The 26,302-nt window shown below is 49.8% G+C and carries 21 protein-coding genes; 4 read left to right on the plus strand and 17 right to left on the minus strand.

Translation table 11 applies throughout. The features are described from left to right. Window positions 1-160 precede the first annotated feature (160 nt). The 9 genes from ACESPU_RS11325 to ACESPU_RS11365 form a co-directional block, all read right to left on the minus strand. Entirely contained in the window at window positions 161-1,483 is a 1,323-nt protein-coding gene (locus ACESPU_RS11325) for a sigma-54 dependent transcriptional regulator (protein ID WP_004291471.1), read from the minus strand. Then, window positions 1,476-3,794 carry an ATP-binding protein gene (locus ACESPU_RS11330; RefSeq protein ID WP_004291467.1) on the minus strand — a complete coding sequence of 773 codons (2,319 nt, stop codon included), beginning with the start codon at window positions 3,792-3,794 and terminating at the stop codon, window positions 1,476-1,478. The genes ACESPU_RS11325 and ACESPU_RS11330 overlap by 8 nt, the downstream gene beginning before the upstream one ends. Further along, a complete protein-coding gene (gene tet(Q), locus ACESPU_RS11335) occupies window positions 3,794-5,719 on the minus strand; it encodes a tetracycline resistance ribosomal protection protein Tet(Q) (protein ID WP_004291466.1) in 1,926 nt (641 codons plus the stop codon). Before tet(Q) ends, ACESPU_RS11330 begins: the two co-directional genes overlap by 1 nt. A gap of 657 nt (window positions 5,720-6,376) precedes the next feature. Continuing rightward, window positions 6,377-12,193: an N-6 DNA methylase gene (locus ACESPU_RS11340; RefSeq protein WP_004291462.1), complete on the minus strand. Its 5,817-nt coding sequence runs from the start codon at window positions 12,191-12,193 to the stop codon at window positions 6,377-6,379. Next, window positions 12,183-12,635, minus strand: a complete 453-nt coding sequence (locus tag ACESPU_RS11345) for a DUF1896 domain-containing protein (RefSeq protein WP_004304266.1) — start codon at window positions 12,633-12,635, stop codon at window positions 12,183-12,185. Before ACESPU_RS11345 ends, ACESPU_RS11340 begins: the two co-directional genes overlap by 11 nt. 162 nt (window positions 12,636-12,797) lie before the next feature. Next, the gene (gene topB / locus ACESPU_RS11350) at window positions 12,798-14,885 is read right to left on the minus strand and encodes a type IA DNA topoisomerase (protein ID WP_004291456.1); all 2,088 of its coding nucleotides are present in this window, start codon (window positions 14,883-14,885) and stop codon (window positions 12,798-12,800) included. Between the two features lie 60 nt (window positions 14,886-14,945). Further along, a complete protein-coding gene (locus ACESPU_RS11355; protein WP_004291455.1) occupies window positions 14,946-16,517 on the minus strand; it encodes a DUF3945 domain-containing protein in 1,572 nt (523 codons plus the stop codon). Window positions 16,518-16,537: 20 nt separating this feature from the next. After that, window positions 16,538-16,888: a helix-turn-helix domain-containing protein gene (locus tag ACESPU_RS11360; protein ID WP_004291454.1), complete on the minus strand. Its 351-nt coding sequence runs from the start codon at window positions 16,886-16,888 to the stop codon at window positions 16,538-16,540. A 3-nt stretch (window positions 16,889-16,891) separates the two neighbouring features. Next, entirely contained in the window at window positions 16,892-17,254 is a 363-nt protein-coding gene (locus ACESPU_RS11365; protein WP_004304264.1) for a helix-turn-helix domain-containing protein, read from the minus strand. A 201-nt stretch (window positions 17,255-17,455) separates the two neighbouring features. On the opposite strand from ACESPU_RS11365, the gene ACESPU_RS11370 reads away from it, so the two are divergent. Both ACESPU_RS11370 and ACESPU_RS11375 read left to right on the plus strand, forming a co-directional pair. Next, a complete protein-coding gene (locus ACESPU_RS11370; protein ID WP_004291426.1) occupies window positions 17,456-17,755 on the plus strand; it encodes a helix-turn-helix domain-containing protein in 300 nt (99 codons plus the stop codon). A 31-nt stretch (window positions 17,756-17,786) separates the two neighbouring features. Then, entirely contained in the window at window positions 17,787-18,092 is a 306-nt protein-coding gene (locus tag ACESPU_RS11375; protein WP_004291424.1) for a helix-turn-helix domain-containing protein, read from the plus strand. 77 nt (window positions 18,093-18,169) lie between these two features. On the opposite strand, the gene ACESPU_RS11380 is transcribed toward ACESPU_RS11375, so the two are convergent. Both ACESPU_RS11380 and ACESPU_RS11385 read right to left on the minus strand, forming a co-directional pair. Further along, a complete protein-coding gene (locus ACESPU_RS11380; RefSeq protein WP_004291423.1) occupies window positions 18,170-18,532 on the minus strand; it encodes a hypothetical protein in 363 nt (120 codons plus the stop codon). Window positions 18,533-18,543: 11 nt separating this feature from the next. After that, window positions 18,544-19,779, minus strand: coding sequence for a site-specific integrase (locus tag ACESPU_RS11385; RefSeq protein ID WP_004291422.1), 1,236 nt, complete (start codon window positions 19,777-19,779; stop codon window positions 18,544-18,546). A 355-nt stretch (window positions 19,780-20,134) separates the two neighbouring features. Here ACESPU_RS11385 and ACESPU_RS11390 point away from each other — a divergent pair, with 355 nt between their 5' ends. Both ACESPU_RS11390 and ACESPU_RS11395 read left to right on the plus strand, forming a co-directional pair. Beyond that, on the plus strand, window positions 20,135-20,341 hold the full coding sequence (locus tag ACESPU_RS11390) for a hypothetical protein (RefSeq protein ID WP_005867049.1): 207 nt from the start codon (window positions 20,135-20,137) through the stop codon (window positions 20,339-20,341). Continuing rightward, a complete protein-coding gene (locus ACESPU_RS11395) occupies window positions 20,341-20,616 on the plus strand; it encodes a type II toxin-antitoxin system YafQ family toxin (protein WP_129984647.1) in 276 nt (91 codons plus the stop codon). The genes ACESPU_RS11390 and ACESPU_RS11395 overlap by 1 nt, the downstream gene beginning before the upstream one ends. A 52-nt stretch (window positions 20,617-20,668) precedes the next feature. Here ACESPU_RS11395 and der read toward each other — a convergent pair whose 3' ends face one another. The 6 genes from der to ACESPU_RS11425 all read right to left on the minus strand — a co-directional run bounded on the left by der (window position 20,669) and on the right by ACESPU_RS11425 (window position 26,023). Further along, window positions 20,669-21,982 carry a ribosome biogenesis GTPase Der gene (der, locus tag ACESPU_RS11400; RefSeq protein ID WP_087346995.1) on the minus strand — a complete coding sequence of 438 codons (1,314 nt, stop codon included), beginning with the start codon at window positions 21,980-21,982 and terminating at the stop codon, window positions 20,669-20,671. Between the two features lie 24 nt (window positions 21,983-22,006). Continuing rightward, window positions 22,007-22,897, minus strand: a complete 891-nt coding sequence (era, locus tag ACESPU_RS11405) for a GTPase Era (protein ID WP_008773803.1) — start codon at window positions 22,895-22,897, stop codon at window positions 22,007-22,009. Beyond that, a complete protein-coding gene (locus ACESPU_RS11410; RefSeq protein ID WP_373133366.1) occupies window positions 22,881-23,885 on the minus strand; it encodes a beta-ketoacyl-ACP synthase III in 1,005 nt (334 codons plus the stop codon). The genes era and ACESPU_RS11410 overlap by 17 nt, the downstream gene beginning before the upstream one ends. 103 nt (window positions 23,886-23,988) lie before the next feature. Next, entirely contained in the window at window positions 23,989-24,174 is a 186-nt protein-coding gene (gene rpmF, locus ACESPU_RS11415; protein WP_005634607.1) for a 50S ribosomal protein L32, read from the minus strand. 12 nt (window positions 24,175-24,186) lie between these two features. Continuing rightward, a complete protein-coding gene (locus tag ACESPU_RS11420) occupies window positions 24,187-24,777 on the minus strand; it encodes a DUF177 domain-containing protein (RefSeq protein ID WP_005867041.1) in 591 nt (196 codons plus the stop codon). A gap of 88 nt (window positions 24,778-24,865) precedes the next feature. Next, window positions 24,866-26,023 (minus strand): HAMP domain-containing sensor histidine kinase, encoded by a 1,158-nt coding sequence (locus ACESPU_RS11425; protein WP_057326855.1) that lies wholly within the window; start codon window positions 26,021-26,023, stop codon window positions 24,866-24,868. Between the last annotated feature and the right edge of the window lie 279 nt (window positions 26,024-26,302).

Below are 26,302 nucleotides of genomic sequence, written 5' to 3' on the forward strand. Positions count from 1 at the left end.
AGCATAAGCATCACGCAATCGTCTCCGTAGTTCCAATTTACCAGATTTTCGCTTGAAACGCCTTGCGGTCTTATCCTATATGTTGGCGGCGAAAAGCTCCTGCCAATCGCCGTTTTTCTCAAATGTTATGCAAAGATAGCCAAATTCAGTGAATTACGGGCTATGATTGCTTGAATTTATATTTAAGTCCATACTCTTCAAGTTTGCTGTATAGTGTTGTCCTGCCTATGCCGAGCAGTTCTGCGGCGACACTCCGGTTGCCGTTTGCCTGTTTCAACGCACGCAATATCCGCTCCTTATCCTCCGCGTCATTGCGCAAGGCGAAGCTGACAGTAGAGGTCGGTTTCGTCACGGCAAGTTCCAGATGCTCTTTCATGACAACACCTTCCTGCGCCTGCAATACAGCACCCATAACTTTCTGCCGAAGTTCCCGCACGTTGCCCGGCCATGCGTGTGTCAGCAACGCTTTACGTGCTTCGGAACTGAACCCGCTCACGCTACACTCCAGCTCTCTGTTTGCCATATCACGGAAGAACTCTGCCAGCGGCATAATGTCTTCTTGACAGTCACGCAACGGAGGAACGGTTATCCCGAAGTCGTGCAGGCGGTACAGAAGATCCTGCCGAAAACGCTTTTCATTCACCGATACCTCCAAATCTTCATTGGTAGCAGCGATGATGCGGACATTGAAATTCCGGTCTGCCTTGTCTCCGACCGGGCGATACCGCCTCTCCTGTATGGCACGGAGCAACATCTGTTGGGTTTCCAACGCGAGGTTTCCTACCTCGTCCAGAAACAACGTGCCGCCTTCCGCCTCATGGAAATATCCTTTCTTGGCATTGTCCGCACCTGTAAATGCACCTTTGACGTGTCCGAAGAAAGCCGACGGTGCAAGCTCTTTGGAGAGTGAACCGCAGTCCACCGCCACAAATGGCTTGCCTGCACGTTTGCTCTTGTCATGCAACAGGTGGGCAATATGCTCCTTGCCCGTGCCGTTCTCACCAAATATCATCACGCTCATATCGGTGGCGGCTACCAGCCTTATGCGGTGCATGATTTTCTGAAAGGCGGAACCTTCACGGGCGAATATAGGCATACGGCGTTGTCCTGCCTGACGTTCTTTCAGTATGGAACGGATCAGGGGGACAAGTTTATCCTCCACAAGCTGTTTGGGAATATAGTCTATCGAGCCGAGTTTCATGCTTTCCACGGCGGTATTAACTTCGGCGTAGTCGGTCATAATGATGAAGGGCTGCATCTTTCCCTCCTTTCGCATCCAGCACAAAAGGTCTATGCCACTGCCGTCAGGCAGACGCAGGTCGGCAACCACGATATCATTATCTGTTGCCTGTTGCAGATGTTTCTTCGCGGTTGAGAGGTGGTAAGCCTTCATATTGCGGTAGCCCTCCCGTGACAGCATATTGCAGACATATTCGCAATACACGATGTTGTCTTCCACCACAATTATTTTTGTCTTATTCATCTTCGTATTTTCTCCTTTCCTCTTCTGCCAACCGTATTATTTCCACTCCCTTATCCAGCACGGCAGTCACGGCATGGCTTAACGCTTCACCATCCGGGAGAGCATCGCCACGAAGCAATCCGTAAAGTACATTCAGCGGTTGGTCGGCACGGAGCACCTCCCACGAACTGCGCAGGTGGTGGATCAGGGAATCCAGCTTTTGCAGGTCTTTTTCTTTTGCTGCATCCCGTACCGCCTGCATTTCCTTTTCTGTTTCAGTTATCAACTTTTCCAGCATGACGGCTTCATTGCCATAGGACAATAAGGCGGAAAAGTCCGGTTTCCCGTCCGGTGTCGCTTTTATGGCACACCTGTCGGAAACCTCCATCAGTTCCGATATGGAGAACGGTTTGAACAGGCATCCGGCAAAGCCTTTTGCCAATAGTTCCCCTTTGTTACAACTGCCCGAAGCGGTTGCCACAACCACCGGGATTGTTGGTGAATTGCCCACGTTGGACGAACGCAACAGTTCCAGCAATTCGAAACCGTTTATATCGGGCATATTCAAGTCTGTCAGCAACAGGCTGTATTCTTTCTGGCGTATCATTTCCATCAGTGCCGCAGCATCGGTGCAAGTGTCGCAGTGTATTCCTTCTTGGGAATACATCTCTTTCAGCATCAGAAGTAATACCTCATCATTGTCAATGGCGACAACATCATGGAATTTATTGTTATGATAAACAGGTGTATTGCTTGTATATCCAAGCTGTTCTTCAGCTTCCTGCATAGAAATTTCAACTGTGAAACGACTGCCTTTCCCTTTCTTGCTGTCTAAACGGATTGTTCCGCCAAGCATCGACACAATATTACGCATTATGGCAAGCCCAAGCCCGAAACCCTCCTTTGCGGCGGCATTTGATAGACGTTCAAACGCACCGAACGCTTGTTTCTGTTCCTCTTCTGTCATGCCTGTACCTGTATCTTCAACGACCAGTGTCAGAACTCCATTATCATATTCAGTAATCAAAGAAACACCGCCTTCTTCTGTGAACTTGACAGCGTTTGACAGCAGGTTATTCCCGATTTGTATTATTCGCTCTTTGTCGGTCAATACAATGGCATCGTGTCCAGTCTTCACGGACAAGGACAGCCCTTTGTTCACGGCAACAGGCATGAACTCCGTTTCAAGTGTGTGCGTGATTGCTGAAATCCGGCAGGGTGACAGACGGGGCTGTTCCTTGCCGTTGTCCAGGCGGAAGAAGTCAAGCAAAGTGTTAAGCATATCCCGCATACGGTCGGAGGATTGCAGTATGTTTTGGATATACTGCCCGGACTTATCCTCACACTGTTCTTTCCGTATCAGTCCGGCATAGCCTGTTATTGCTGTCAGCGGTGTGCGCAGTTCATGGGTGATAGTATGTACCGCCTTCTTCCTTGACGTTATCAGTGCCTCGTTCCGTTGTACGGATTGTTCCAGTTGCCTTATCAAATCAGTTGTCTTGTGCTTGTATTGTTTAATGCTTTTTGCATCACGATGTATGATGATGTAGGAAATTAACAACAATAGAAGAACGAATCCCATTAAACCGCCTACTTGCATAAATGACTTTTCACGCATGGCAACTATTTCGTTTTCCCGGCTTTGCAGTTCGGTTTGTACCTTTTCTTCTATTTGGCAAATCAATTCTTGCAGTTGTCTGTTAAGTTCTGCATTACGAGCTGCAAGGCTGTCGGCTTGTTCCGACAATTGGCGATCCTGCACTTTCTGTTCGCTGATTACGTTTCTATTGACCGAATGAAGGATAGTGGTTGATACTGCTGGAGTTACTTCCTTTTTTTTGCCGAATATGCCTAAGAAACCTTTTCGTTTTGGCTTTTTGGACTGTTCCTGCACACTTTTCTGTACAATAACCGGAATTTGATTGGCTATCTTCTTGTTAATAGATTGTTGTTCATCCATTAACCGGACTATCTGGAACATCTGTCGTTCCTTATCCTCTAAAAGACTGCGCACACTATCGATGCGCTCTGCTGGATAGGTGGCCTTGAAACGGCAGAGCATACTGTCCATTGCCATACGCCGTGCATGGTAATGCTCGATATCTTTATCGTTCCATTCCAGTATTGTTTCACCCAATAGAGAAAATTTTATCATTTGAATATTGATATTGTTTATTTCTTTTCGGAGCTCGTCTATTTTTTTATTGCCAAGTTCTAATGCTTCTATCTCCTGCCATTCATAGAGGCTATTATATGCCATACATCCGATAAGAATGGAGATAAGTATATATCCCAACCGTATTGCCTTATAGAAATTTCCTGACCGCTCCATTATTTTAATGACATTGATTTTTGGAACATGAATAAAAGTTTATCTTTTTCGTTCATGCGGATATTATCAGAATAACCGTCTTTTGTTATTTGATACCCACATGGCTTAACCATAAAAATGCCTAAGCCCTTAGTGTACGAACTTACTTCTGAGGCATAGTCTTTACTTGTATTTAATGGAACTTTCCCTTTAATATGACACCACTCATTATTACAACTGATGTCTTCAATCTCAGACATCAGTTTTTGCAAATCTGTAATAGCTTTGGAACTCGCTACTTGGGGTATCTGCAACTCAAAACAGAGCATCGGTTCGAGAATGTCCACACCTGACTGTTGCAAAGCCAGCCTGAAGACATAAGGGGTCAGCTGTCTGAAATCAGCAGGTGTACTTACCGGGCTATAATACTCGGCTTGAGTAAAAGTTACTTTCAGATCTGTCACTTCCCATCCATGTAAACCAGATTGGCAAGACATACGAATCCCTTCAAAAACGGCATTTTGAAAAGAATGGTTCAGATAACCATAGGAGATGTCACTTTCGATTTGCAACCCTGCCCCTAACGGTAAGGGTTCAAGAGTCAGCCCTATTGTGGCCCAGTAAGGGTTGGGTGGTACTTCGATCTGAATAATCTTATTGACCTTTTTTATAGGTCGTTCTTTGTAGATAGTCTTGATCTCATCAAAATGGACCTTTACGGAAAATCGTTCTTCCAGCAATGTCTGTATGATTTCCTTTTGGGTCAAACCATATAACGAGATTTCCAATTCATCACTATATGAGTTTATGGAAAAGGACAAAGACGGGTCTTCAATCCACAATGTATTCAGAGCGGATATCACCTTGCTTCTCTCTTCGGGCTTATTTGGCCGGACGGAGGATTTGAGAGCGGGATGCTGATGAGATAATCCTTGAATCAAACAAGGTTTAGCACCTAAATAATCTCCGATTCGAAAATCTTCTATATCTTCTACAATCGCGATATCATTGGCACCCACTTCATCAACATTTATCTCTCTGCCCTGATAAATAGTCTTTAGATTTTTAATCTTGATGAATTTTTCCGAATCGTTGATTCTTACAACGTCTCGAAGTCTCAGACTTCCGTCAATTATTTTAAGAAAACTTCTTTTATGCCCTTTGGGGTCATGCTCTATCTTATAGAGATAAGCTGAAAGTCTGTTTGAGACTGATGCCGGAGGAAGTATAAAAGAAGAAATGGCGTCCAACAACTCATTGATACCGATATTGAACATTGCTGATCCATGTAGCACCGGATAGACTTTGGCTTTTGCCACAAGAGCGATTATCGTATTCCAATAATCAGCCGGTGAAATTTCGCTATCCGCCAAATATCGTTCTAATATATCGTCGTCATGGTTGCATACAAATTCTTTGTATTCTTCCTTTATATATGTTTGGGAGCAAACCGGATAAACCGATCCATCGACAACAGTTTGCATAAACAGGACATCTTGCGACAGATTTGTTTTTATATCCATATACAAACGCTCCAAATTCACACCGGCACGGTCAATCTTATTGATAAATATAATTGTCGGGATTTGCAGCTTTTGTAAAGTACTGAACAGCAACTTTGTCTGCGCTTGTATGCCTTCCTTTGCGGATAAGATGAGGACTGCTCCATCAAGCATTTTGAATGTCCGCTCCACTTCCGCAATAAAATCCATGTGTCCCGGAGTGTCAATGATATTGCATTTCACTCCATTCCAGATAATAGATGTCGTAGAAGCCCGGACAGTAATTCCTCTACGTTTCTCTATATCCATAGAGTCCGTTATGGTGTCACCATTATCCACACGGCCGCACTTTTCCGTTGCTCCACTGGCAAACAGCAGATTCTCGGTTACGGAAGTTTTTCCTGCATCAATGTGAGCAAGAATTCCTAAATTTATAATATTCATTTGGATTAAGCAATAATATACTACAGTAGATGCATTGTCGAAACGCACCTTTTAATACCTCCTCGTAGCATATGAGAACTACAGGATTACTAACTCGTATTAATATGTATATTATTACTGCCGCATAACGATTACAAAATTACACAAAAAAATATATCTAACAAAAGTGGGAGGATTTTTTAACTTTTTACCATAGACATTTTATTAGGGAAGCGTAGGTTCAACTGGCAAGTACAAATAAGTAGAAATGTTTGAACAACACCGTTTTAGGAAGTTGAAAAATCAAGTTTCTCTCTCGGTATAGCGTTTATTTTGGCCAATATCTTCTTTAGTTTAGCATTTGTGTATTTCCCATTCGTGTTCTATTTAGCTCCTTATTATGAGTATGTAGCAAGTTACTTATCAAATTCAGCCTCTTTGAGGGTCAAATATGGTTTTGCAAATGGTGACTGACAAGACATAAACAAGGTCAGCAGGAATTTTTTACATAAATGGACATGAATGTATATAACCTAAAATAAGAATAAATTTTAATAAGGGCTGCCCAAAAAGAAAAAAATGCAGTTGCCATCCTATAGATACTTGCAGAAAGGATAAAATTTACTTTTAGACCTTTTGGGATAGCCCTTATTAATACTTCAGATAAAATTCCTTAGGTTATATTTTCAATCCTTTGGACCGGGTTTCCTCCTTGGCATACAGTCCCGGACGCCCGATTATGACATGGTTGGCAACGATACTATCCGCCGGACTGCGTATCTGCGGCGGTGCATTTTCGGGATATTGCGCCTGCCTGTTCCTCACATCTTCCGCTTCCGGCTTGAGCTGTTGCCCTTCATTCTCCTTTTCTGCGACTTCGGGCGTGGGTGGCGCAAGCTCCAGCTGAATTTTTCGGTCAAGGGCGGCAAGTTCGGACTTCAACTGCTTCAGCTCGTCCTCCTTCTTCCACACCTTACCCGCTATCTCCTGTAACTGCGGTATCTCCATCTCCAGCACCTCGTTCTTCGCCTTGTACTGGTCGATGATGGAGGGTATCCTCTCCATCGCGTTGAGGAAGTTGCGGGCGGCGGCCAACGGGTCAGCCATCGCCAGATGCCCGTTGTTGTAGGTGTACTTGTAGTTCCCCTCGACCACGAAGCGGTTGTCGGTGAACTCCAATCCCTCTTTGAGTATCCTTTCGCTCACCACCTTTATCGGAAAACCGTAAAGTTCACCGACCTGCGTGTACAACCCTCCGGTCGTGGCATTCTTGGCTATCTCCTGCAAACGCTTTCCGATGACCTTCTCATCGGCGGAATCCACTCCGTCCACCTTTATTATATTAAGGCGGTTGCCCTCCTTGTCGGTCTGCACCACCGACAGGAAGCGGTTCCAGTCCTCCGTCATGGCATCTATGAAAGCCGTGTTGTTGCGCAACTCGCCGGTCTTTGACTCCAGCTTGAACTCCGAATCACGCTTGCCCTTGTTGAACGACTTGCGTTCCCCTTCGAGCGATGCGATCCGCTTTTCCAGTTTCGCCTTGTCCAACAGGTCGGTATTGCCGGAGAGCAACGCCATGTATTCCGAGAAATTCATGCCCGATTTTTCGTCCATTGCCCCCTCGTCGATGGTACGCGCACCCATCGCACCGCTTTTGAGCTGGCTTATGAAAGTCTGCTTGCAGTGCAGGAGGTTGAACTTGTAGCTGTCCAGTGACTTCTCCACCGCGTAGATGATTACATCCACGTTGTTCCCGGCGAAATGTTTGGCAATCTCATTACCTGCCCTAACTCCGCGTCCGTCACGCTGTTGCAAGTCGGACGGTCGCCACGGCGTATCGAGATGATGGATAGCCACACACCGTTTCTGGGCGTTCACACCCGTTCCGAGCATAGAGGTAGAGCCGAACAGCACACGCACCGTCCCGGCGTTCATGGCGTCTATCACCGCCTTCCGCGCCTTGTCGGTCTTGCACTCCTGAATGAAGCGCACCTCGCTTGGCGGTATACCGTAGTCCTCCGTCAGTTTGCGCTTGATTTCCGAATAGACGTTCCACCCGTCGCCCGGCTGGTATGTCCCCAAATCAGAGAAAACGAACTGCGTGCCTTTCTGGGCGTCGTATTTTTGATAATACTCCGCGATCATCTTGGCACAGTGACTCGCTTTGTTGTCGGGATGATCTTCGTAATTCGGGTCTATCATGCGCATGTCGAGTGCCATTTTCCGGGCATAGTCCGTGGCGATGAGCATCTTCGCCTTTTCTTCCGTTTCCGAAAGCGGCAGCCTGCCCAACAAGGTGGCATCGCCCGTCTTGGCGAACTGCATCAGTTTCTGTATGAAGTCCTCCTGTTCCGGCGTGGGCGGTATATGGTGCAGTATCTCGTTCTTGGCAGGACGGTCAACGCCCACATCCTCCGCCGTGCGGTAGTCCGTGATTTCATTATAGAAGGCGGCAAGCTCCGGCACTTTGATGAAGTAGCGGAAACGCTCCTTCTGGACCACATTGTTCGTCACGTTAAATTCAAAATCCGTCGTCTTCTTGGCAAATATCGCCGCCCAAGCGTCGAAACACCTTATGTCCTGCCGTTCCAGCTCCTTCGGGCGCAGGTACTTGAACAGCAGGTACAATTCAGTCAGTGAGTTGCTGATAGTCGTGCCGGAGAGGAAGGTCGCACCCAAGTCTTTTCCTGTGCGCTCCTGTATGGTGCGTATGGCAAAGAGCATGTTAAGTGCCTTCTGGCTTCCCTCGCTGTTTCCCAATCCCGCCACACGGTCGTGGCGCGTGTTGAAAGTCAGATTCTTGAACTGGTGGCTCTCATCTATGAAGATGTGGTCGATGCCCATCTGCTTGAAATCCACCACGTCGTCCGTGCGTGACTTTATGGCGTGTTCCACCTTCTCCAGCTTCGCTTCAAGGTTGTGCTTGCGCTTCTCCAATCCTTTCAGCATCGCCCGCGACACGTTCTTTCCCTGCTGCCGTAGCACTTCGAGGTTTTCCTCCACCGTGTCAAGCTCTGCTTGCAGGATGCGCTGCTGCAATTCCGGCGACTGCGGTATCTTGCCGAACTGGTCGTGCGACATGATGACGCAATCGTAGTCGTTGTTCTTTATATTATTGAAGAAGCGCACACGGTTGGCGGTCGAAAAGTCCTTCTCCGAAGCGTACAGAATACGTGCGTTGGGATATGCCGCCTGATAGGTGGCTGCAATCTCCGCAACGTTGGCTTTCAGCCCGATAATCATCGGCTTGTGTGCCAAATTCAGACGCTTCATCTCATGCGCGGCGATGCACATTATCAGCGTCTTACCGGTTCCCACCTCGTGGTCGCAAATTCCGCCGCCGTTCTGTTTCAACATCCAGACGCAATCCATCTGTGAGGGATAGACGCTCTTGATACCCCGGCTTGCCAGCCCTTTCAGGTTGAGGTCGGGAAAGGTCTGATGGGAGCCGTCGTAGCGCGGGCGCACGAAACAGTTGAACTTGCGGTTATACATCGTCACAAGCCGCTCCTTGAACTGCGGCGACTGCTCTTCGAGCCATTCGGAGAAGCCGTTTCGTATCTCGTCAATCTTGGCGTTGGCGAGTTGTATTCCCTCGCTGTCGCGCATCTTGATGTCGTTGCCATGCTCGTCCTTGCCGATGGACTTCATCATGTCAGGGCAGGTGTTGTGCAGGGCGTGTTTTAGGAGGTGCATACCGTCATAGTTCCGGTAATACCCCTTCACCAGAAACTCGTCCGTGATTTTCATGGTGCGGTAGCCGCACACCACCGAAAACTCGTCCATGCTTGCGGAATAGGCGATTTTCACCTCCGTGTCGAACAGCCGGCTCATGTAGGCGGCATAGACACCCGTCGGAATCCAGCGTTCCCCGAAATTGAAGTCCAGATCCTCGAAGGCGATGCGCTGCGGCTCGGCATCTTTCAGAGCCTCCAACGCCTGCTTCACCTCCGGCATACGCTCATTTTCGGGATTGTCACCCATCCATGCCTCTATGCGTTCCGCTTTCTCTATGACATTTCCGGCGATGAAACGGTCTTTGATTTCGTAACCGGTCACGAGCGGATTGTAGTAGATGCGCCCTTGCAGGGCAGTGAGCAAATCCTCCGCCGTGCTGTCGGTTATCTCCCGCATATAGTCGAGATTGACCGTACCATATTTGTTGAGCGACGCAGACAGGGCTTCTTCGGGAGAGCCTACGTTGGCATGGCTCTCCACCGCGAAGGAAACAGGATGCTCGAAGATGTCCGCCTTGACGAACTTTCCGTTTTCCATCCGTTCCAGCGAAAGGATGTCGCGCCCGCCCGCATCCATCATCACTAACTTCACGTTCTGCTTGGCGTTGAGGTTGCCGTAGCGCATGACAAACTCATCGTAACAGGTATTCAGATGCTCTCGCCACGGAACATTTGCCTCGCGCCGGAGCGATTCATAACGGTACAGACGCTCGTAGGCGTCACGCAGCGACACATACAACAACGCCTTTTCCTTCTGGTATCCTTTCAGGTCGAGCGGCTGGAATGTCGCCCCGTATGGCGTGATGTCTTTCAGGTAGCCGATGTTATGACGCCCCCGGTCAGCCACCAGCGACCCTTCGCGCAGGTGCATCTCCGGCGTGCGGTGGTAGGCACGCGGAGAAAGGTCCACGACTTCCTCCTTCGGCTTTTCCGCTTCGATGTCGGGGAAAAGGAAAGTCCCCACCGCTTCCGATGGGGTATCTGTAACGGCAGGTGCGGCGACTGCCTCCGGCTGTGTTTCCTCCTGTCGTGGCTGCTCACGGGAAGTTTCCGGCACGGCTTTCACTTCCGTCTTTTCCGCCACTTGTTTCTCGTTATGCTGCCTTGCCAGTTCCCGAAGTTCTTTCCTACGCTCCGGCGTCAAACCCATCATCATTTCATAGAAACCGTTGATGGGAGGATTGGTATCCCAGTCCAGTGTGGCATAGATGTCGTCCGGGTCGGCAGGCTTGGCGGTGTTCTCCGCTTTCACCTCCTTATTCTCCATTGCGGGTTTTGCAGTTGGAGCTGTCGGTGTAACCGTGACTTTCGGTTTGGGCGGAGTGGACTTTGCCGTAACTGCCTTTTTCACCGTCTTTTTCTTTTTGGAGGTTTTCGGTTGGCTGACCTCTTCCGTCATCCCCCAGAGGTCAAGCAGGGTGAGCTGCACGCCTGCGGAATATTGCGGGCGCGGTTCTATCTCCGGCTTTTCATCTGCGGGTTGCGGCTTTTCTGTCGGAGTTTCCACCGTCTGCGCCGAGGATACTGTTTCCAATTTTATGGCAGGACGCTCTACTTTATTTTGAACGGCAACTTTTTCTTCCGTTCCTGCCTGCCGGATTGAACCCGAATACAAGCGCATGGCAAGCCTGTAATGGAAATCCTCGTCGAGCATACGGCGCAAATCCCCGGCGATGCCTGCTGCCTTGCCCTCGTGCAGATAAACCATAGCGGGCTTCCCGTAGGGGTCTGTGTCAAGTTTCGCCATCGTATGCACGATGCGTTCCGGGTGGTGGATGAAATAGGCGTTGTCGGTCAGGGCGGTTTTCGTGTCCGTCTGTATCACGGTCATCAGCCGCTCGTCCTGCGACATTTCCTTCTTGCTGAGGTTCTTTTGCAGGACAATCAGGTCACTGCCCACCTCCGTGCCCGCGTTGTCCGTGAACAGGTTGTTGGGCAGGCGTATCGCGGATACCAGATTGGCCTGACTGAACAGCTCGTTACGCACGGAGGTCTTGGTGCTATTCAATACCCCTTGCGAGGTGATGAACGCCACGATACCGCCGTCACGCACGGCATCCAGTCCTTTGAGAAAGAAATAGTTGTGGATGGTTTTCTGGGCGGAGCGTCTGCCGAAAGAGTCGCTCCGCTGAAACTCCGCGTCGAACACGGCAATGTCACCGAACGGAATGTTGGACACCGCCAAGTCGAAATAATTGTTGAACGGTCTTTCGATTTTCTCAAAACCGCAGGTGCGCATTTTCTGGTCGGGATAGAGATGCCTCAAGATTGTACCCGTGAGCAGATCCTTCTCGAAAGCCATCACATCCGCATTGGGGCTGTGCCGCAGCATGGAATCCACGAACACGCCGACACCTGCCGACGGTTCGAGCATACGGGCGGGGCGGACGCTGTAATCTGCCAGCACGTCCGCGATGGTGTCGGTTATCTCTTTGGGGGTGTAGAAAGCGGTCAGCACGGACGCTTTCAGCGAATCCACAAACCGCTTGTACTCTGTTTCGTCCTTGCTGTTCTCACGGATAAGCCTGTGCAGCTCCACCGTCGGGGCGAACAGTTCGAGGTCGGATTTCGCCCACCGGACGGCATCCGTCAGTTCCTTTGCAGGGTTGAGGATACATTTCAGACCGCCGAAACCGCAGTACCTTTGAAGTATGGCACGCTCTTCGGTTGTCGCTGTCCTATTTTCCCTGTCAAGGATGAATGCCGTCCGTATCGCCTCGATGTTGTCCCGCAGTTTCTGTTTGCGGTTAAACGCCATATTCGTCTAAGTAAAGGACGGTTGCTCCCGTCAGCTCCGTGTAGAGCAGGTCGTAATCGGAAGACAGGGCGAAATTGTCATCCGAGAGGTCATAGACGGAGAACACGTTGCCGACAAGCGGCAGCAGTTTCAGGACAAAGGCTTCACGCTTCTCTTCCGGCACTTCATCGGCAAACTCGTTTTCCACGACTTCGCGGAGGATGGCGTAACGGGAATAATGCAGCCCGCGCAGCAGCGTGTCCATCGCCAGTTCCTGCGCACCATCGGCGGGATAGCCTTCAAGCCGTGCCCTCTCATACGTTTCGGCGGCACGGTCGGCCCGTTCCCGTATGAAAGCGGTGTCGTCAGCCTGTTCAAACTTGTTCGTGCGGAGATAGTCCAGCAGGTACAGACCGTAATAGGAAAAGTCGGTCTGACCCTCGTTTTTCTTCTTGTTGTTCATTACTTTGGATTTAGCGGATTGATAATTAACGGGATAATCGGTTGGAAAAAGGAAGAAAAAGGCACTCGGTATCCCTCCGAGTGCCACCACTAAATCCAAAGTATGAGTGTAATCCGGTATCGAAGAACAATTCATTACTCTGAACAAGTGGCAAAGTTAATACTATTTCTTCCGTCCTGAAAATTTCTTGTCCTTTTTAGCCTCCGGGAACACAAAAGTCGTGTTATATTCCCCGTCAAAGGCGACAACAGCATCGAAACTCTTGCCCTGTTTGCTCTTGAACCCTTTGAGCAGCTTGGTATGCCCTTCGGTGAGCAGGTCTTTGATTTCATCGTCGGACAGGGTGCGTCCCGCTTTCAGCCGGAACACGGGCAGTCCGCACTCCGTGTTGTCGCAGCGTACCACCTTGCCGTAGAACCGCATCCTGCCCGTGCCACACTTGGGACACGCGCAGCCGGAGTCACGGCTGCCGAAGAGCTTGTCGCACGAGATCAGTTCGGAGGTTATCTCACGTGTGTACGCCTCTATCTCCTTGCGGAAGGTGTCGTCGGACAGTTCCCCGCGCTCGATACGCGCCAGCTCCTTTTCCCATTCGCCCGTCATGGCAACATCGGCGATGCGCATCGTCTTGACGACGGAATTGAGGGCAAGTCCTTTTTCGGTGGGAACAAGCGACTTCTTGCAGCGTTCCATGTAACCGCGCTTGAAAAGCGTTTCGATGATGGAGGCGCGTGTGGCGGGAGTACCGATGCCACAGTCCTTCATCGCCTGCCGCAGTGCGTCGTCCTCAATTTCCTTGCCCGCCGTTTCCATTGCCGAGAGCAGGGTGGCTTCGGTATGCAGCGGCTTGGGTTTGGTCTTTCCTTCGGTAATGGACGAGCCTTTCGGTGTCAGCGTGTCGCCTTCCTGCCAGCCGGGGATGGTAATTTCCTCTTTTTCCTCGCCATAGACGGCACGCCATCCGGTTTGCTTCACGACGCTGCCTTTTACGGTAAACTCCACTCCGGCACATTCCGCCGTGACAGTGGTCACATCCTTGACGCATTTCTCAGAGAATGCCTCGACCATGCGCCCGGCAATCATCTGATAGATGGTATTGTCCTCTTTGGAGAGGAAGAGCGGTTTCTCACCCGTGACGAGCAGGGCATGGTGGTCTGTCACCTTGCCGTCGTCCACGCTGCGGCGTGTCGGGGCGGCTTTTGCCCGCACCTTGTCTTTCCATTCGGGCTGTGTGCCGATGAAAGCGAGCAGTTTGGGAATTTCGGCAAACACGTCTTCGGGGATGTAGCGGCTTCCCGTTCTCGGATAGGTTATCAACTTCTTTTCGTAGAGTTTCTGCGCGATTTCAAGCGTCTGTTCCGCCGTGAAGCCGTGCTTGGCGTTGGCTTCTTTCTGGAGCGTGGTCAGGTCGTAGAGCAAGGGAGTTTCCTCCGTCTTCTCCTTGCGCTCGGCTTTCGTGACAGTGGCGCAACCTGCCGCCTTTACCTTATTATATAGTTCCATCGCCGGTTCTTTCTCTTTCCATTTCTCGGAGGATGAGAATTTCACGACTTCGCCGTCGCAACCGTCCGTTGCGATATGGAGCTGCCAGAATGCTTCGGACGTAAAGCGGCGGTTCTCCCAGTAGCGTTCACATACCATAGCCAACGTTGGTGTCTGCACCCGCCCCACGGAATACGTGCCGTGTCCGGCGGCGATGGATAACGCCTGTGTGCCGTTGATGCCCACGAGCCAGTCGGATTCGCTCCGCGCTTTGGCGGCGAGGTAGAGGTTGTCGTATTTGCTGCCGTCTTCGAGTTTCCGCAGTCCCTCGCGGATAGCTTTGTCGGTGAGAGAGCTGATCCACAGGCGCACGAAAGGAGTGGTGCAACCCGTATAGTGGTAGAGGTAGCGGAAGATAAGCTCTCCCTCGCGTCCGGCATCGGTCGCCACGATGATATGTTCGCTTGTGTCGAACAGTCTTTTGATGACTTTTATCTGCGACACCACGCCGCTGTCGGGCTTGTAACCTTTCTCCGTCCTGACCTGACGGGGGACGAGCGTGAATGTGTCGGGAATAATCGGGAGGTTGTCACGGACAAATCCGCGCACGCCGTAGCCGTCGGGCATGGCAAGCTGAACGAGGTGTCCGAATGCCCATGTCACGGCATAACCGCCTCCCTCGAAATATCCTTCCTCTCTCTTTGTCGCGCCCACGATGCGGGCGATTTCACGTGCCACGGAGGGCTTTTCTGCAATGATTGTCTTCATGTCTTCTTCTTTTTTGTTGATACTTTGGATTTTATTTTGGATTCAGTGGCGGACACGGGATTACATTTTCATGCCCTTGCCCGTTTTCTTCTGCGGCTTCTCCTGCTGCTGTTGCTGGCGGGCGTCCTTCGGGTTGGTCTGACCTTTCTGCAACGGCTCTCTCAGATTCTTTGTAGCCTCGTTGGTCTTGCCATCGTTGTTCACCGCCACCTGCGTGCGGCTCTCGTTGGACGGAGCAACCTGCTGTGCATTGTCAGGGTTCGTGTCGTAGCGGTACGGGCGTCCCTTCTCCGGGTTGAACTTGATATACATCGTGGCATGGAAGCCCTGCTTGTCGGTCACGTTCTCCAGCTTCACGGCTTTACCCGCCACATAGTCGGCTTTCTGCTGGTCGGTGAAGCTCACGCCGCTCCATTTGCTGATGGGGCGGATGCTGCCGTCCTCGTTCGTCCACGTGTTGCGGCGTTGCTCCTTCTTGGTCTGTGCGGCATTTTCCCCGCCCTGCGCCTGACTTTTCGATGTGTCGCCTTTGGTTTCCTGTGTCTGTGCGGTACGGGGCGACTTGCCGGTTCCCGGCACGAACTCCACGCCGCGCTGCTCCACGTTCACTTGCAGGGTGGTGACGAACTTTCTGCCGTCGTTGCGCTCGATGAGCTTGTCGCGTACGGGCAGTCCGGCGCGGAGCATGTCCCGCTCCTGCGTGGTGATTTCCGTCTTGCCGATGCGCTCCGGGATGCGCACCCTGCTTGCCGGAATGTCCGTGATTTCATTCGTCTTGCGGTCGATGCTGATGTAGGAGGGGATGATCTCGCCCGTTTCCCTGTCCACAATGTCCACGACCCTACCGAGATTGCCCGTTTCGCGGAGGTTCTTCCGGTCATTGTCGGAGAATTTGTGTTCCTTGTACTCATCCAGCTTCTGCTCCTTGCGGATGAAGTGCGGCACGAGGCTGATGTTTCCCTCACCGTCCTTCTTGAAGGAGAGGCGGGCGTCCAGCTCGAATGATTCGCCGCCGAAGGTCGGTTTGACCTTTACCAAGTCGGACTTGCCATAGTTGAGCATCTTCGTAAGGTCGCCGGACTTTTCAAGGTTGTCCCGCTTTACGCCCCATCTGTCCTCCAGCTCCTGCCAGTTGATTTTACTCTCGTCGATGGGCTGGTAGCCACGTTTGCCCTGCATCTGTTCGGATTTGTCCTGTTGCTGTTCTTTCCGTTGTTCCATGTTCTCCTGTTTTTGAGGTTCTTGTTTCTCTGTCTGTTGTGCTGCCATCTCTTCCTGCACCTTCTTCTCATAGTCGGAGGTGTCCACCTTGTGAGGGGCGAGCAGCTCCTTGTTCGCTTCGGGGTCTTTCAGCAGTTGCTTCATCACCTCTAAGAGATTTTCAGCTTGGTCTGCCGCAATGCGGTAGAAACCGAAGCGGCTGGGTTCCTTGCACTGCCGGAAGAAGTTCTTGAAGAAGTTGTCCAGCACGTCGCCATGTCGGTCGAATTGCAGGAAACTCTGCGCGTTCTCCGCTTTTGCGGGGGTGCGCTTGGGTGTGCCGTCCGCGTTCAGCCCGGCTACCACGCTGATCTCGCCTGTCTTCTCGTCACGGACTACCAGCACGTCCTTTTCGTCTTTTTTCTTTGCCATCTGAAAAATGTTTTAATGGGTTATTTATGAAAGAAATTATGGATACGAGCCTTGTAGAAGGCTATATCTTCCTTTTTGAAGTCCTTGATATGGTTGGAAAGGAATGTCAGCACGTCCTCCTCGCTGTAATAGGTCTTCTTGCCCAGCGTCTTGTAGGGCAATGCGCCTACGCTGCGGTAGCGTTGGAGGGTGCGTTTGCTTATCTGGAGCAACATGCACAAATCCTGATTGTCGAAAAGGCGGATGCTTTCCGTGATAGTGGGCTGTTTCCCCTCAGCCTTCATCGCCAGCAGCAGTTCGTCCTGACGGTCGAGCCGTTCCATCAGCTTCTGCATCCAGCCCTCGAAGTTGTTTCGTGTGAGCAGTTCCATGACCTATGTCCTCCTTCCTTTTGGTTTGCCGCCCGTGCGCAGCGTGTGGTTGTGGAACAGGGTGTCTATTGTCCCTTCCTCGTTCCTTACTGTGTTGTCCTCCAATAGCCGCAGTATCTCGGAAAGGCGGTAGCGGCAGCTTCCGCGTACCACCACATACTCGATACGGTGGTCGGTGCGCATACGCTGCATGGTGCGCTTGCTCACGTTGAGCATCTTCGCCGCCTGTGCCGTGTCAAGCAGCTTGTCTTCGGTTTCCCGCTTCCGTTTCTTCTCGTCCCTTGCCTCGCGGATGTACCCTGCGATGTTCGCAATCTGCGCCATCATCTCCTTGTAGGCGGAACTTTCCATTGTTATCACTTTCATGTTCAGTCCTTTCTTTTTGTTTCTGCGACAAAATTCGGCAATAAACAAAAGGGGCTTTAACAACTCACTACGTGACTCACGTAAGATTTTTGCGGAAGATGGCTCCGTAACCCGGTCAAACGGCGCAACAGGCAGCCTTTCAGCGGAAAACGATACGTCTTGTATGCCGTTTCGTTACCTTTGCGGCAAACTCTAAATGACATGAATATGGAAATAGTATCTATCGAGAAAAAGACTTTCGAGATGATGGTGGCGGCATTCGGCGCACTCTCGGAGAAGGTCGCCGCCCTGAGGCGCAAAAGCGACACGGGGCGCATGGAAAGATGGCTCACGGGCGAGGAGGTCTGCGGGCAGTTGAGAATAAGCCCGCGCACGTTGCAGACGCTGCGTGACAGGCGGCTTATCGGCTACTCGCAGATAAACCGCAGGTTCTATTACAAGCCAGAGGAGGTGAAGCGGCTGATACCGCTTGTCGGCACGCTCTATCCGCACGGCAGATGATTTGATTTATTCACCCACTGAATCCGAAGTTATGATGAACGAGAACAACGATGTTTTTACGATGGAAGACGAGCCGATAGCCTCTGTGGTGCAGGATATGCGCAAAGGCTCGAAATGGCTGTCCGCATTTCTGGAAAGCTACCGTCCTCCGCTGGACGGGGAACGTTACCTGACGGACGGCGAGGTGTCGGAACTGCTCCGTGTGAGCCGGCGCACCTTGCAGGAATACCGCAACAACCGCGTGTTGCCCTTCATACTTTTGGGAGGGAAGGTGCTTTACCCGGAAACGGGGCTGCGCGGGGTACTGGAAGCGAACTACCGCAAGCCGCTGGAGTGAGGCGGTTTCATGAAAAAGTAAACGGGTGACACCTTTTGTGGTGCTACCCGTTTACTTGTCTTATGGGGTATGTGCAATCAGCAATACCCGGCTTTTCCGTTCTGTATGAACATCACGTATGTCTGCCGTTTCTCTTGTGAGAGTGCCTTTCCCACCAGCCATGTGCGGAACAGGTGGGTGTTGTAGGTATTCACCCTGAAAGCGACCGGGATGATGATTTCAAGGGCGTACACGTCCGCGTGCAGCCCGTTTTCAAGCTGCATGTAGCGGCACACCTCGTAGTCGTTCAGCACGTCCGACTTGCGGACGGCTCTGATGGCGGCGTTCACTGCCGGGACGGTCGTATGGAACAATCCGGCTATTTCGGTGGCGGTCATCCACACGTCGTTACCGGTTACGCTGACTGCCTTGTCCTCGATGATGATTGTGTCACGTTTCATGGCTTTTCTTTTTAGATGGTGCAACCTGCAAATTCCTCGACGCCGTTCAATCTTGCGGCAAGGTTCTCCATGTCCTGATTGAGCTTCTCTTTGGTTATCTTTGCGTAAATCTGCGTCGTCTTTATGCTCTTGTGTCCGAGCATGGAGCTGACCGTTTCGATGGGAACACCGTTGGAGAGGAATATCGTCGTGGCTGCCGTGTGGCGGCTCTGATGCCACGTGATATGCTTGGTGATGCCGCAACGCTTGGCGACGGCACGGATACCGGCAAGGCACGTGTTATAATGCGGAACGGGAAATATCCTGCCGTCCCCGCACAGTCCCCGGTATTTGCCGATTATGCGGTTGGCGATGTCGAGCAGGCGGATGTTGGACACCACGCCCGTTTTCTGGCGGTTGATGTTTATCCACTCGTGTTCGTCGAAGTAGGTGCGGATATTCTCTTCCGTAAGGTTGCGCATATCCGCGAACGACAGCCCCGTGAAGGCGCAGAACAGGTAGAGGTCGCGGTACAATTCCTGTTTGGCGTTTTTCAGTTTCCCCTCCATCAGCAGGCGGATCTCATCTTTGGTCAGGAAACTGCGTGTTGTTTCCTCCTTCTTGATTTCATACTCGCGGAACGGGTCGCGCGTCAGCCACTCGTTGTTGATGGCGATGAATACCATCGTCCGTAACGGGCAGACGTACAGCCACACGGTATTGGTGCAGCAGTGCTTGTCCGTGCGCAGGAACATCTCGAAGTCGGAGATGAAAGCCGGGGTAAGCTCTTTTAGGGCGATGTCCTTCACATGGTAGCGGATGTCGAGGAACTCTTGCATGTGCTTGTAAACGGTGCGGTACTTCAGCAGCGTGCCTTTGGCTTTCATGCCTGCCTCCACCTGCTTCTCGTAGTCCTCGTTGTGCTGGCGGAACACCTGCATCAGCGTGTGGTAGCGGTGTTCCAGTCCGAGAAAGGCGTTCTTCACCTTCTCCGCCGTGACGAAGTTGTCACGCTCCATGATTTCCTGATAATGCCTGTTGATGCGTACCCGCATCTTGTCAAGCATACGGTTCGTTTCGAGTGCCGCCGTGCTTCTGCCCGTGACACGTCCACCTTTGGTGTCCCACAGTTTCGGATCGACAGTCAGTTTGCAGCTGAACTGTGTCTGGCTGCCGTCCACCGTGATGCGTCCCATGACGGGAACTGTCCCGTCCTTTTTCACTACCTGACGCTTGAGGTAGTAGATTACTGAAAATGTACTCTTCATTGTCCTTAATTTTTGGGTTTCAAAATTAGTTGGTGAAGAGTCCGGTGTTGGTACGCAAAACGGGGAGGAACGGCGCAATCTTTTTCCGTAACCTGATTTTTCGCATGAGTTATGGATAACTCACTATTCCTTAGAGCCTTGTTTCGCTATTCGTACCCGTTTGTCGCATTTTCGGGCATGGTTACGAACAAGTAACGTAGCGGCGTCAGGATTTGGCTTCGGCAGGGATTGTAATGGCTTCACGGATTATCGCCACTTCAACCAAAACCCTTGTAACTCAATTCTATCACTATATCTTTCCGCATTTCACTTTTTTGTAGTAACTTTGCGAAGGAAATTCCTAAAACAGAGCGATATGGAGACAACGACATCATTAAAGACATTCGAGGTAACCATCCCCGAGAAATACGCCGACATCTTGAAGAAATTCATCACCTCGCTGGAAGGCAAGGTGAAGGCACAGAAGAAATCCGGATTGGACGAGGCCTTGGAGGACGTGAAGGCAGGAAGGATTTATCATGCGGAAAGCACAAAGGATTTGATGAAACAAATCCTAGGCTGATGAAATATTCCATCAACTATACCAAAAAGTTCAAGAAGAACTTGAGGCTATGCAAAAAAAGAGGATATGATATGAACTTATTCGAGCAAGTATCCAACTTGCTTGAAACAACCGGTTCCCTTCCCTCCCAATACCACCCGCATAAGCTATCCGGGAAATACGCAGGATTGTGGGAATGCCATATCCAAGGAGACTGGCTGCTGATATGGAGCCAAGACGACACGGAGCTAATCTTGCTTTTCACCGATACCGGAACGCATTCCGACCTATTCTAAATAGAAAAAGCCGCCTCCCCATTACAGGAAGCGGCTTTTTTGTATCTAGTATTTACTTTTCCCGGATAAATATATTAATCGGCGTACCGGTAAAATCCCAGTTCTCGCGGATCTTGTTCTCAAGGAAACGTTTGTACGGGTCCTTGATCCATTGCGGCAAGTTACAGAAGAACACGAAAGAAGGCACGCTGCCCGCCGGAAGCTGGGTGATATATTTGATCTTGATATATTTACCCTTCCAAGCTGGGGGAGGATAATTCTCGATGATCGGGAGCATCACCTCGTTCAACTTGGCCGTAGGGACACGCTTGGAGCGATTCTCGTAAACCTCCTTGGCGGTCTCCAGCACCTTTAGGATACGCTGCTTCGTCATGGCCGAGATAAACAAGATCGGGAAGTCGGTAAACGGAGCCAGACGCTCGCGGATAGCGGTCGTGTACGAGTCGATCACCTTCTGGCTCTTATCCTCGATCAAGTCCCACTTATTCACGCAAACCACCAATCCCTTCTTATTCTTCTGCACCAGCGAGAAGATATTCATATCCTGGCTCTCGATGCCCCTCGTAGCGTCCAACATCAGCACGCAGACATCCGAGTTCTCGATCGCGCGGATCGAACGGATCACCGAGTAATACTCCAAGTCCTCGTTCACCTTCCCCTTCTTACGGATACCCGCCGTATCCACCAAATAGAAGTTCAAGCCGAATTTATTATATTTCGTGTAGATGGAATCACGGGTCGTGCCCGCGATATCGGTAACGATATGCCGATCCTCGCCAATAAAAGCATTGATAAGAGAAGACTTTCCTGCGTTCGGGCGTCCTATAATCGCGATACGGGGCAACTCCTCCTCCAGTATCTCCACCTTCTCCTCGGGCAACGTCGCCACGATCTTATCCAGCAAATCCCCGGTATAAGAACCATTGATGGCCGAGATGCAGAAAGGATCTCCCAAGCCAAACGAGTAAAACTCCGCCGAGGCCGGATGCAATTCGTAATTATCCGCCTTGTTCGCCACCACGATCACCGGCCGCTTGCAACGGCGCAAGATCTGCGCCACCTCCATGTCCAGATCCGTGATGCCATTCAATACATCGACGACGAACAAGATCACGTCCGCCTCCTCGATAGCCACTTTTACCTGCTTGTTGATCTCCTCCTCGAAAACATCCTCCGAGTTAACCACCCATCCGCCTGTGTCAATCAGCGAAAACTCCTTGCCGGTCCACTCCACCTTGCCGTACTGACGGTCGCGGGTAGTACCAGCCTCCTCGTTCACGATCGCCTGACGGGTACCCGTCAACCGGTTGAAAAGGGTGGACTTACCTACATTGGGTCTCCCCACTATCGCTACTATATTTCCCATAAATTCTCCTTTCGTATGCTATTATTAGTCCAGCTGATAACCGAAGTTCTTCAATATGTTGTCACGGTTACGCCAGTCTTTTTCCACTTTGACAAACATTTCCAAAAACACCTTTTTTCCGAAGAAACGTTCGATATCCTTCCGGGCCATAGCACCTACTTTCTTCAATGCTTGCCCTTGATGCCCGATGATAATCCCCTTCTGGGTATCACGCTCCACGATGATCAGCGCCTTGATATGGATCAGCTCATCATCCTCCTTGAACAACTCGACGACCACTTCTACCGCGTAAGGTATTTCCTTCTGATAATATAACAAGATTTTCTCACGAATGATCTCTGTCACGAAGAAACGGGCCGGTTTATCGGTCAAGGCGTCTTTCTCGAAATAAGGCGGGGAATCAGGCATCAACTCCTCCACCCGACGCTTCACGTAATCTATATTGAAATTCGAAAGCGCGGAGATCGGGATGATCTCGGCCTTCGGAAGCAATTCCTTCCACTGGGCCACGAGCTTCTCCAGCTCCGGCTGATTGGTCTGGTCGATCTTATTGATCAACAAGAGAACCGGACACTCTATGCTCTGTACCCGTGCTAGGAACTCGTTATTTTTATCAATCGTCTCGACGACATCCGTCACGTACAACAGCACGTCGGCGTCGCCTAAGGCGGATTGAGAGAAATTAAGCATGGATTCCTGCAACTTATAATTCGGGCGCAAGACTCCCGGCGTGTCAGAATACACGATTTGCATATCGTCGGTATTCACGATACCCATAATACGATGCCTTGTCGTTTGCGCCTTCGAGGTGATAATAGAGATCCGCTCCCCAACCAAACGATTCATCAACGTAGACTTACCTACGTTTGGGTTTCCAACGATATTGACAAAACCCGATTTATGCTTTTTTTCCATCATACCCCCATTTCAGATAAACCGCTCCCCACGTAAAGCCCGCTCCAAAAGCGGCAAGGATCAGGTTATCTCCTTTTTTCAATTGATTCTCCCATTCCCATAGACAAATAGGAATCGTACCGGCACTTGTGTTGCCATATTTCTGGATATTGATCATCACCTTATCCATATCTACGCCCAAGCGTTTCGCCGTAGCGTCGATAATCCGCAGGTTCGCTTGATGAGGAACGATCCACGCGATATCATCATGCGTCAAGCCATTCTTCTCCGCGATCTCAGCGGCCACGTCCGCCATATAAGAAACCGCGTACTTGAACACCACACGCCCATCTTGATAAACGAAATGCTCACGGTTATCCACCGTCTCGTGAGAAGGAGGATAAGCCGAGCCGCCCGATTTCATGATCAGATGCGGATAGCCTACGCCGTCTGTCCGTAAAATAGTATCCAAGATGCCGAACTCCTCGGTAGTTGGCTCCAACAAGACCGCTCCGCAAGCATCCCCGAACAAAGGACAAGTAGAACGATCTTGATAATCTGTAATAGATGTCATCTTATCACCCGATACGACAACCACCTTCTTATAACGCCCCGAGCGAATATAATTAGCGCCCGTCTCCAAAGCATACAAGAAGCCTGCGCACGCACCTTGCATATCAAAAGTCATCGCGTTCTTACAACCTGTATGATAAGCGATGATAGAAGAAGTTGTCGGGAAATGATGATCCGGGGTAGTCGTAGCTGTCAAGATAACCTCTACTTCTTCCGGATTCAGGTTCGTTTTCTCGAGCAATTGCTTCACGGCCCGTATACCCATGTAAGAGAGTCCTACACCCTCCCCTTTCAATATCCTGCGCTCCTTAATACCCACACGAGTCATGATCCACTCATCCGTCGTATCGACCATCTTGGAAATATCCTCATTCGTCAATACATCTTCAGGAACGTATCCACCCACTCCTGTGATAACCGCATTTATCTTATCCATAACTTTAAAAATAAAAGGACTACTTATCCCAATTAAAAAAAAGCCCTAAAAAAAACTTTTAGGGCTATTTCTTTTGTTCATCAAACCATATAAGTTGACAAACTTACACAGCAGCTTCTTTTTCAATCGCTAATTTACCTCTGTAATAACCGCACTCACCACATACAGTGTGATAGATGTGCCATGCGCCACAGTTCGGGCAAATTGCCATTGTTGGAGCTACAGCCTTGTCATGAGTTCTTCTCTTGGCTGTTCTTGTCTTACCTTGTCTTCTTTTAGGATGTGCCATTGTTTTATTTATTTAATTGTTATCATTCTCTAGCAAACCTTTCAGAGCATCCCAACGAGGATCGGCAGGACTAGCGTTTCCGTCATCTTCCAACGCCAAATCATCACCTCCCATGTCATCCTCAAAATCGTCTTCGGTCTCATCCGAACTTCTGGCGGTATGTTTCTTCAATTTAGACGACATTGCCTTATTACATTTACCCGGCGCATGTACATGCTTCATGGGAACCGCCAAAGCGATAAACTCATACAGGAACCACGCCAAATTAATAGCGCCCTCCTCTTCCGGTATCACGACAACCTCATCACTCTCCTCGGCATATTCCTTGCCGAATTTTACCACCAGACGATTGTGGGTATCAATAGGAATTTCCATATCGTCCAAGCATCTATCGCATGGAACAACAACAACCCCTTCTATCTGAAAGTTCATCTCAAACATCATTGACGACCGTTTTACGGTAAGATGAACCTTCACTTTGCCCTTCTGGACCTCGGTTCCGTCAATGTCCACAAAAAACTTGTTCTCCAAAAGATACTCGAATTCGTGTACTCCCGGAGAGAGATTTTTCAAATCTACATTATATAATTTAAATTTCCCCAAAGCCTTTTAGTGTAAAAACCTTGCAAAGGTACGAAAAAACTAAATACAAAAACAATACCTTTATGCTTATTTTTTCCTATAATACGATTTAACCCTTATATTTCTTCAATTTTATACGAAAAGTCGTCCCTTTCCCCAACTCCGAACTCTTCACGAAAATCTTTCCTCCTTGGAAGGACTCGATAATACGCTTAACCAAGGACAAGCCTAGTCCCCAGCCACGTTTCTTGGTCGTATACCCCGGATTGAAAACCGTCTTGAATTTTGATTTTGGGATACCTTTTCCGGTATCAGACAAATCGATCAGCACGAACTTCTCTCTTTCCTCTACTTTTAGCGAAATCTCACCCTGCCCCTCCATGGCGTCCACCGCATTTTTCGTCAGGTTCTCGATTACCCAAGCGAACAGGGAATCATTCATTAAGACCAATATCGGCCGCTCCGGCAAATACGTATTAATTTTCACCTTCGAGGAAATACGGGTCTCCATATATCCCAAAGCCGCACGGATGGATTCCACGATATTTGTCGGAACCGGATCTGGATCTGAACCGATTTTAGAGAAACGCTCCGCTATCGTTTGTAAGCGTTTCACATCCTTATCCATCTCTGTCAATAGAGAAGGATCTATATCTTTCGTTCGCAAATATTCAACCCAAGCGATTAGCGAGGATATAGGCGTTCCTAATTGGTGAGCCGTCTCTTTCGATAACCCCACCCACACTTTATTCTGTTCTGCCTTCTTTGTACTAGCCAAGGCTAAAAAAGCGATTAATATAAAAACAAATACAACTGATAATTGCGCATAGGGATAAACAAGCAGTCGCTTTAAGATAATCGAATCATCGTAATATAAATATTGGTAAGTACCATCCTCCATGTCAATTACGATCGGAGGATTTTTGGTTCTCAGTTCCTTAACCTTATTCGTCATGAACTGCGCTACATTCTTTTCCGGAATCTCTATATTATTGTAAGAAACCACGCTATCCGTCTCGCTGCATAATATAACAGGAATAGAAGTATTCCCTTGGATGATTTTTAGGATAAGATTCATATTAAGGCTTGGATTCTCACTGGTCATGACCCGGGTTGCCTCACTCCAAACCTCGATCTTCTGACGCTCTTCTCGGGCCAGATCTTTAATCAAGAGATCCGAGACTACCACAGAAGCCATAGCGATCAATACAGCGGCAAAAATAAAGCCTAATTTCCATCTTTGACGAGAATCATATATGCTGCTCATAAATCAGAATCATTCGGTGAATTCTTAATATAACGGCAAGATACGAACTTTATTGTTCCCGATTCAGCAAACAATGAAATCTCACCCAATTGTAGAGACGTAGCGTGCAGCGTCTCATCCCTTCAAATGGTAACTTAGAATATCGTCAGACGATACGAGATGCGGCACGCTAGGTCTCTACGACGGCTGGTGTATATAACAGAAAAAGGAGTCACCCCTTACGGACTGACTCCTCTCCATCGGCTGTCGCCTTGCCTCAAGACGGCGGCTACCTACTCT

Source organism: Parabacteroides sp. 20_3, from assembly GCF_964238835.1.
Classification (GTDB): Bacteria; Bacteroidota; Bacteroidia; order Bacteroidales; family Tannerellaceae; genus Parabacteroides; species Parabacteroides distasonis.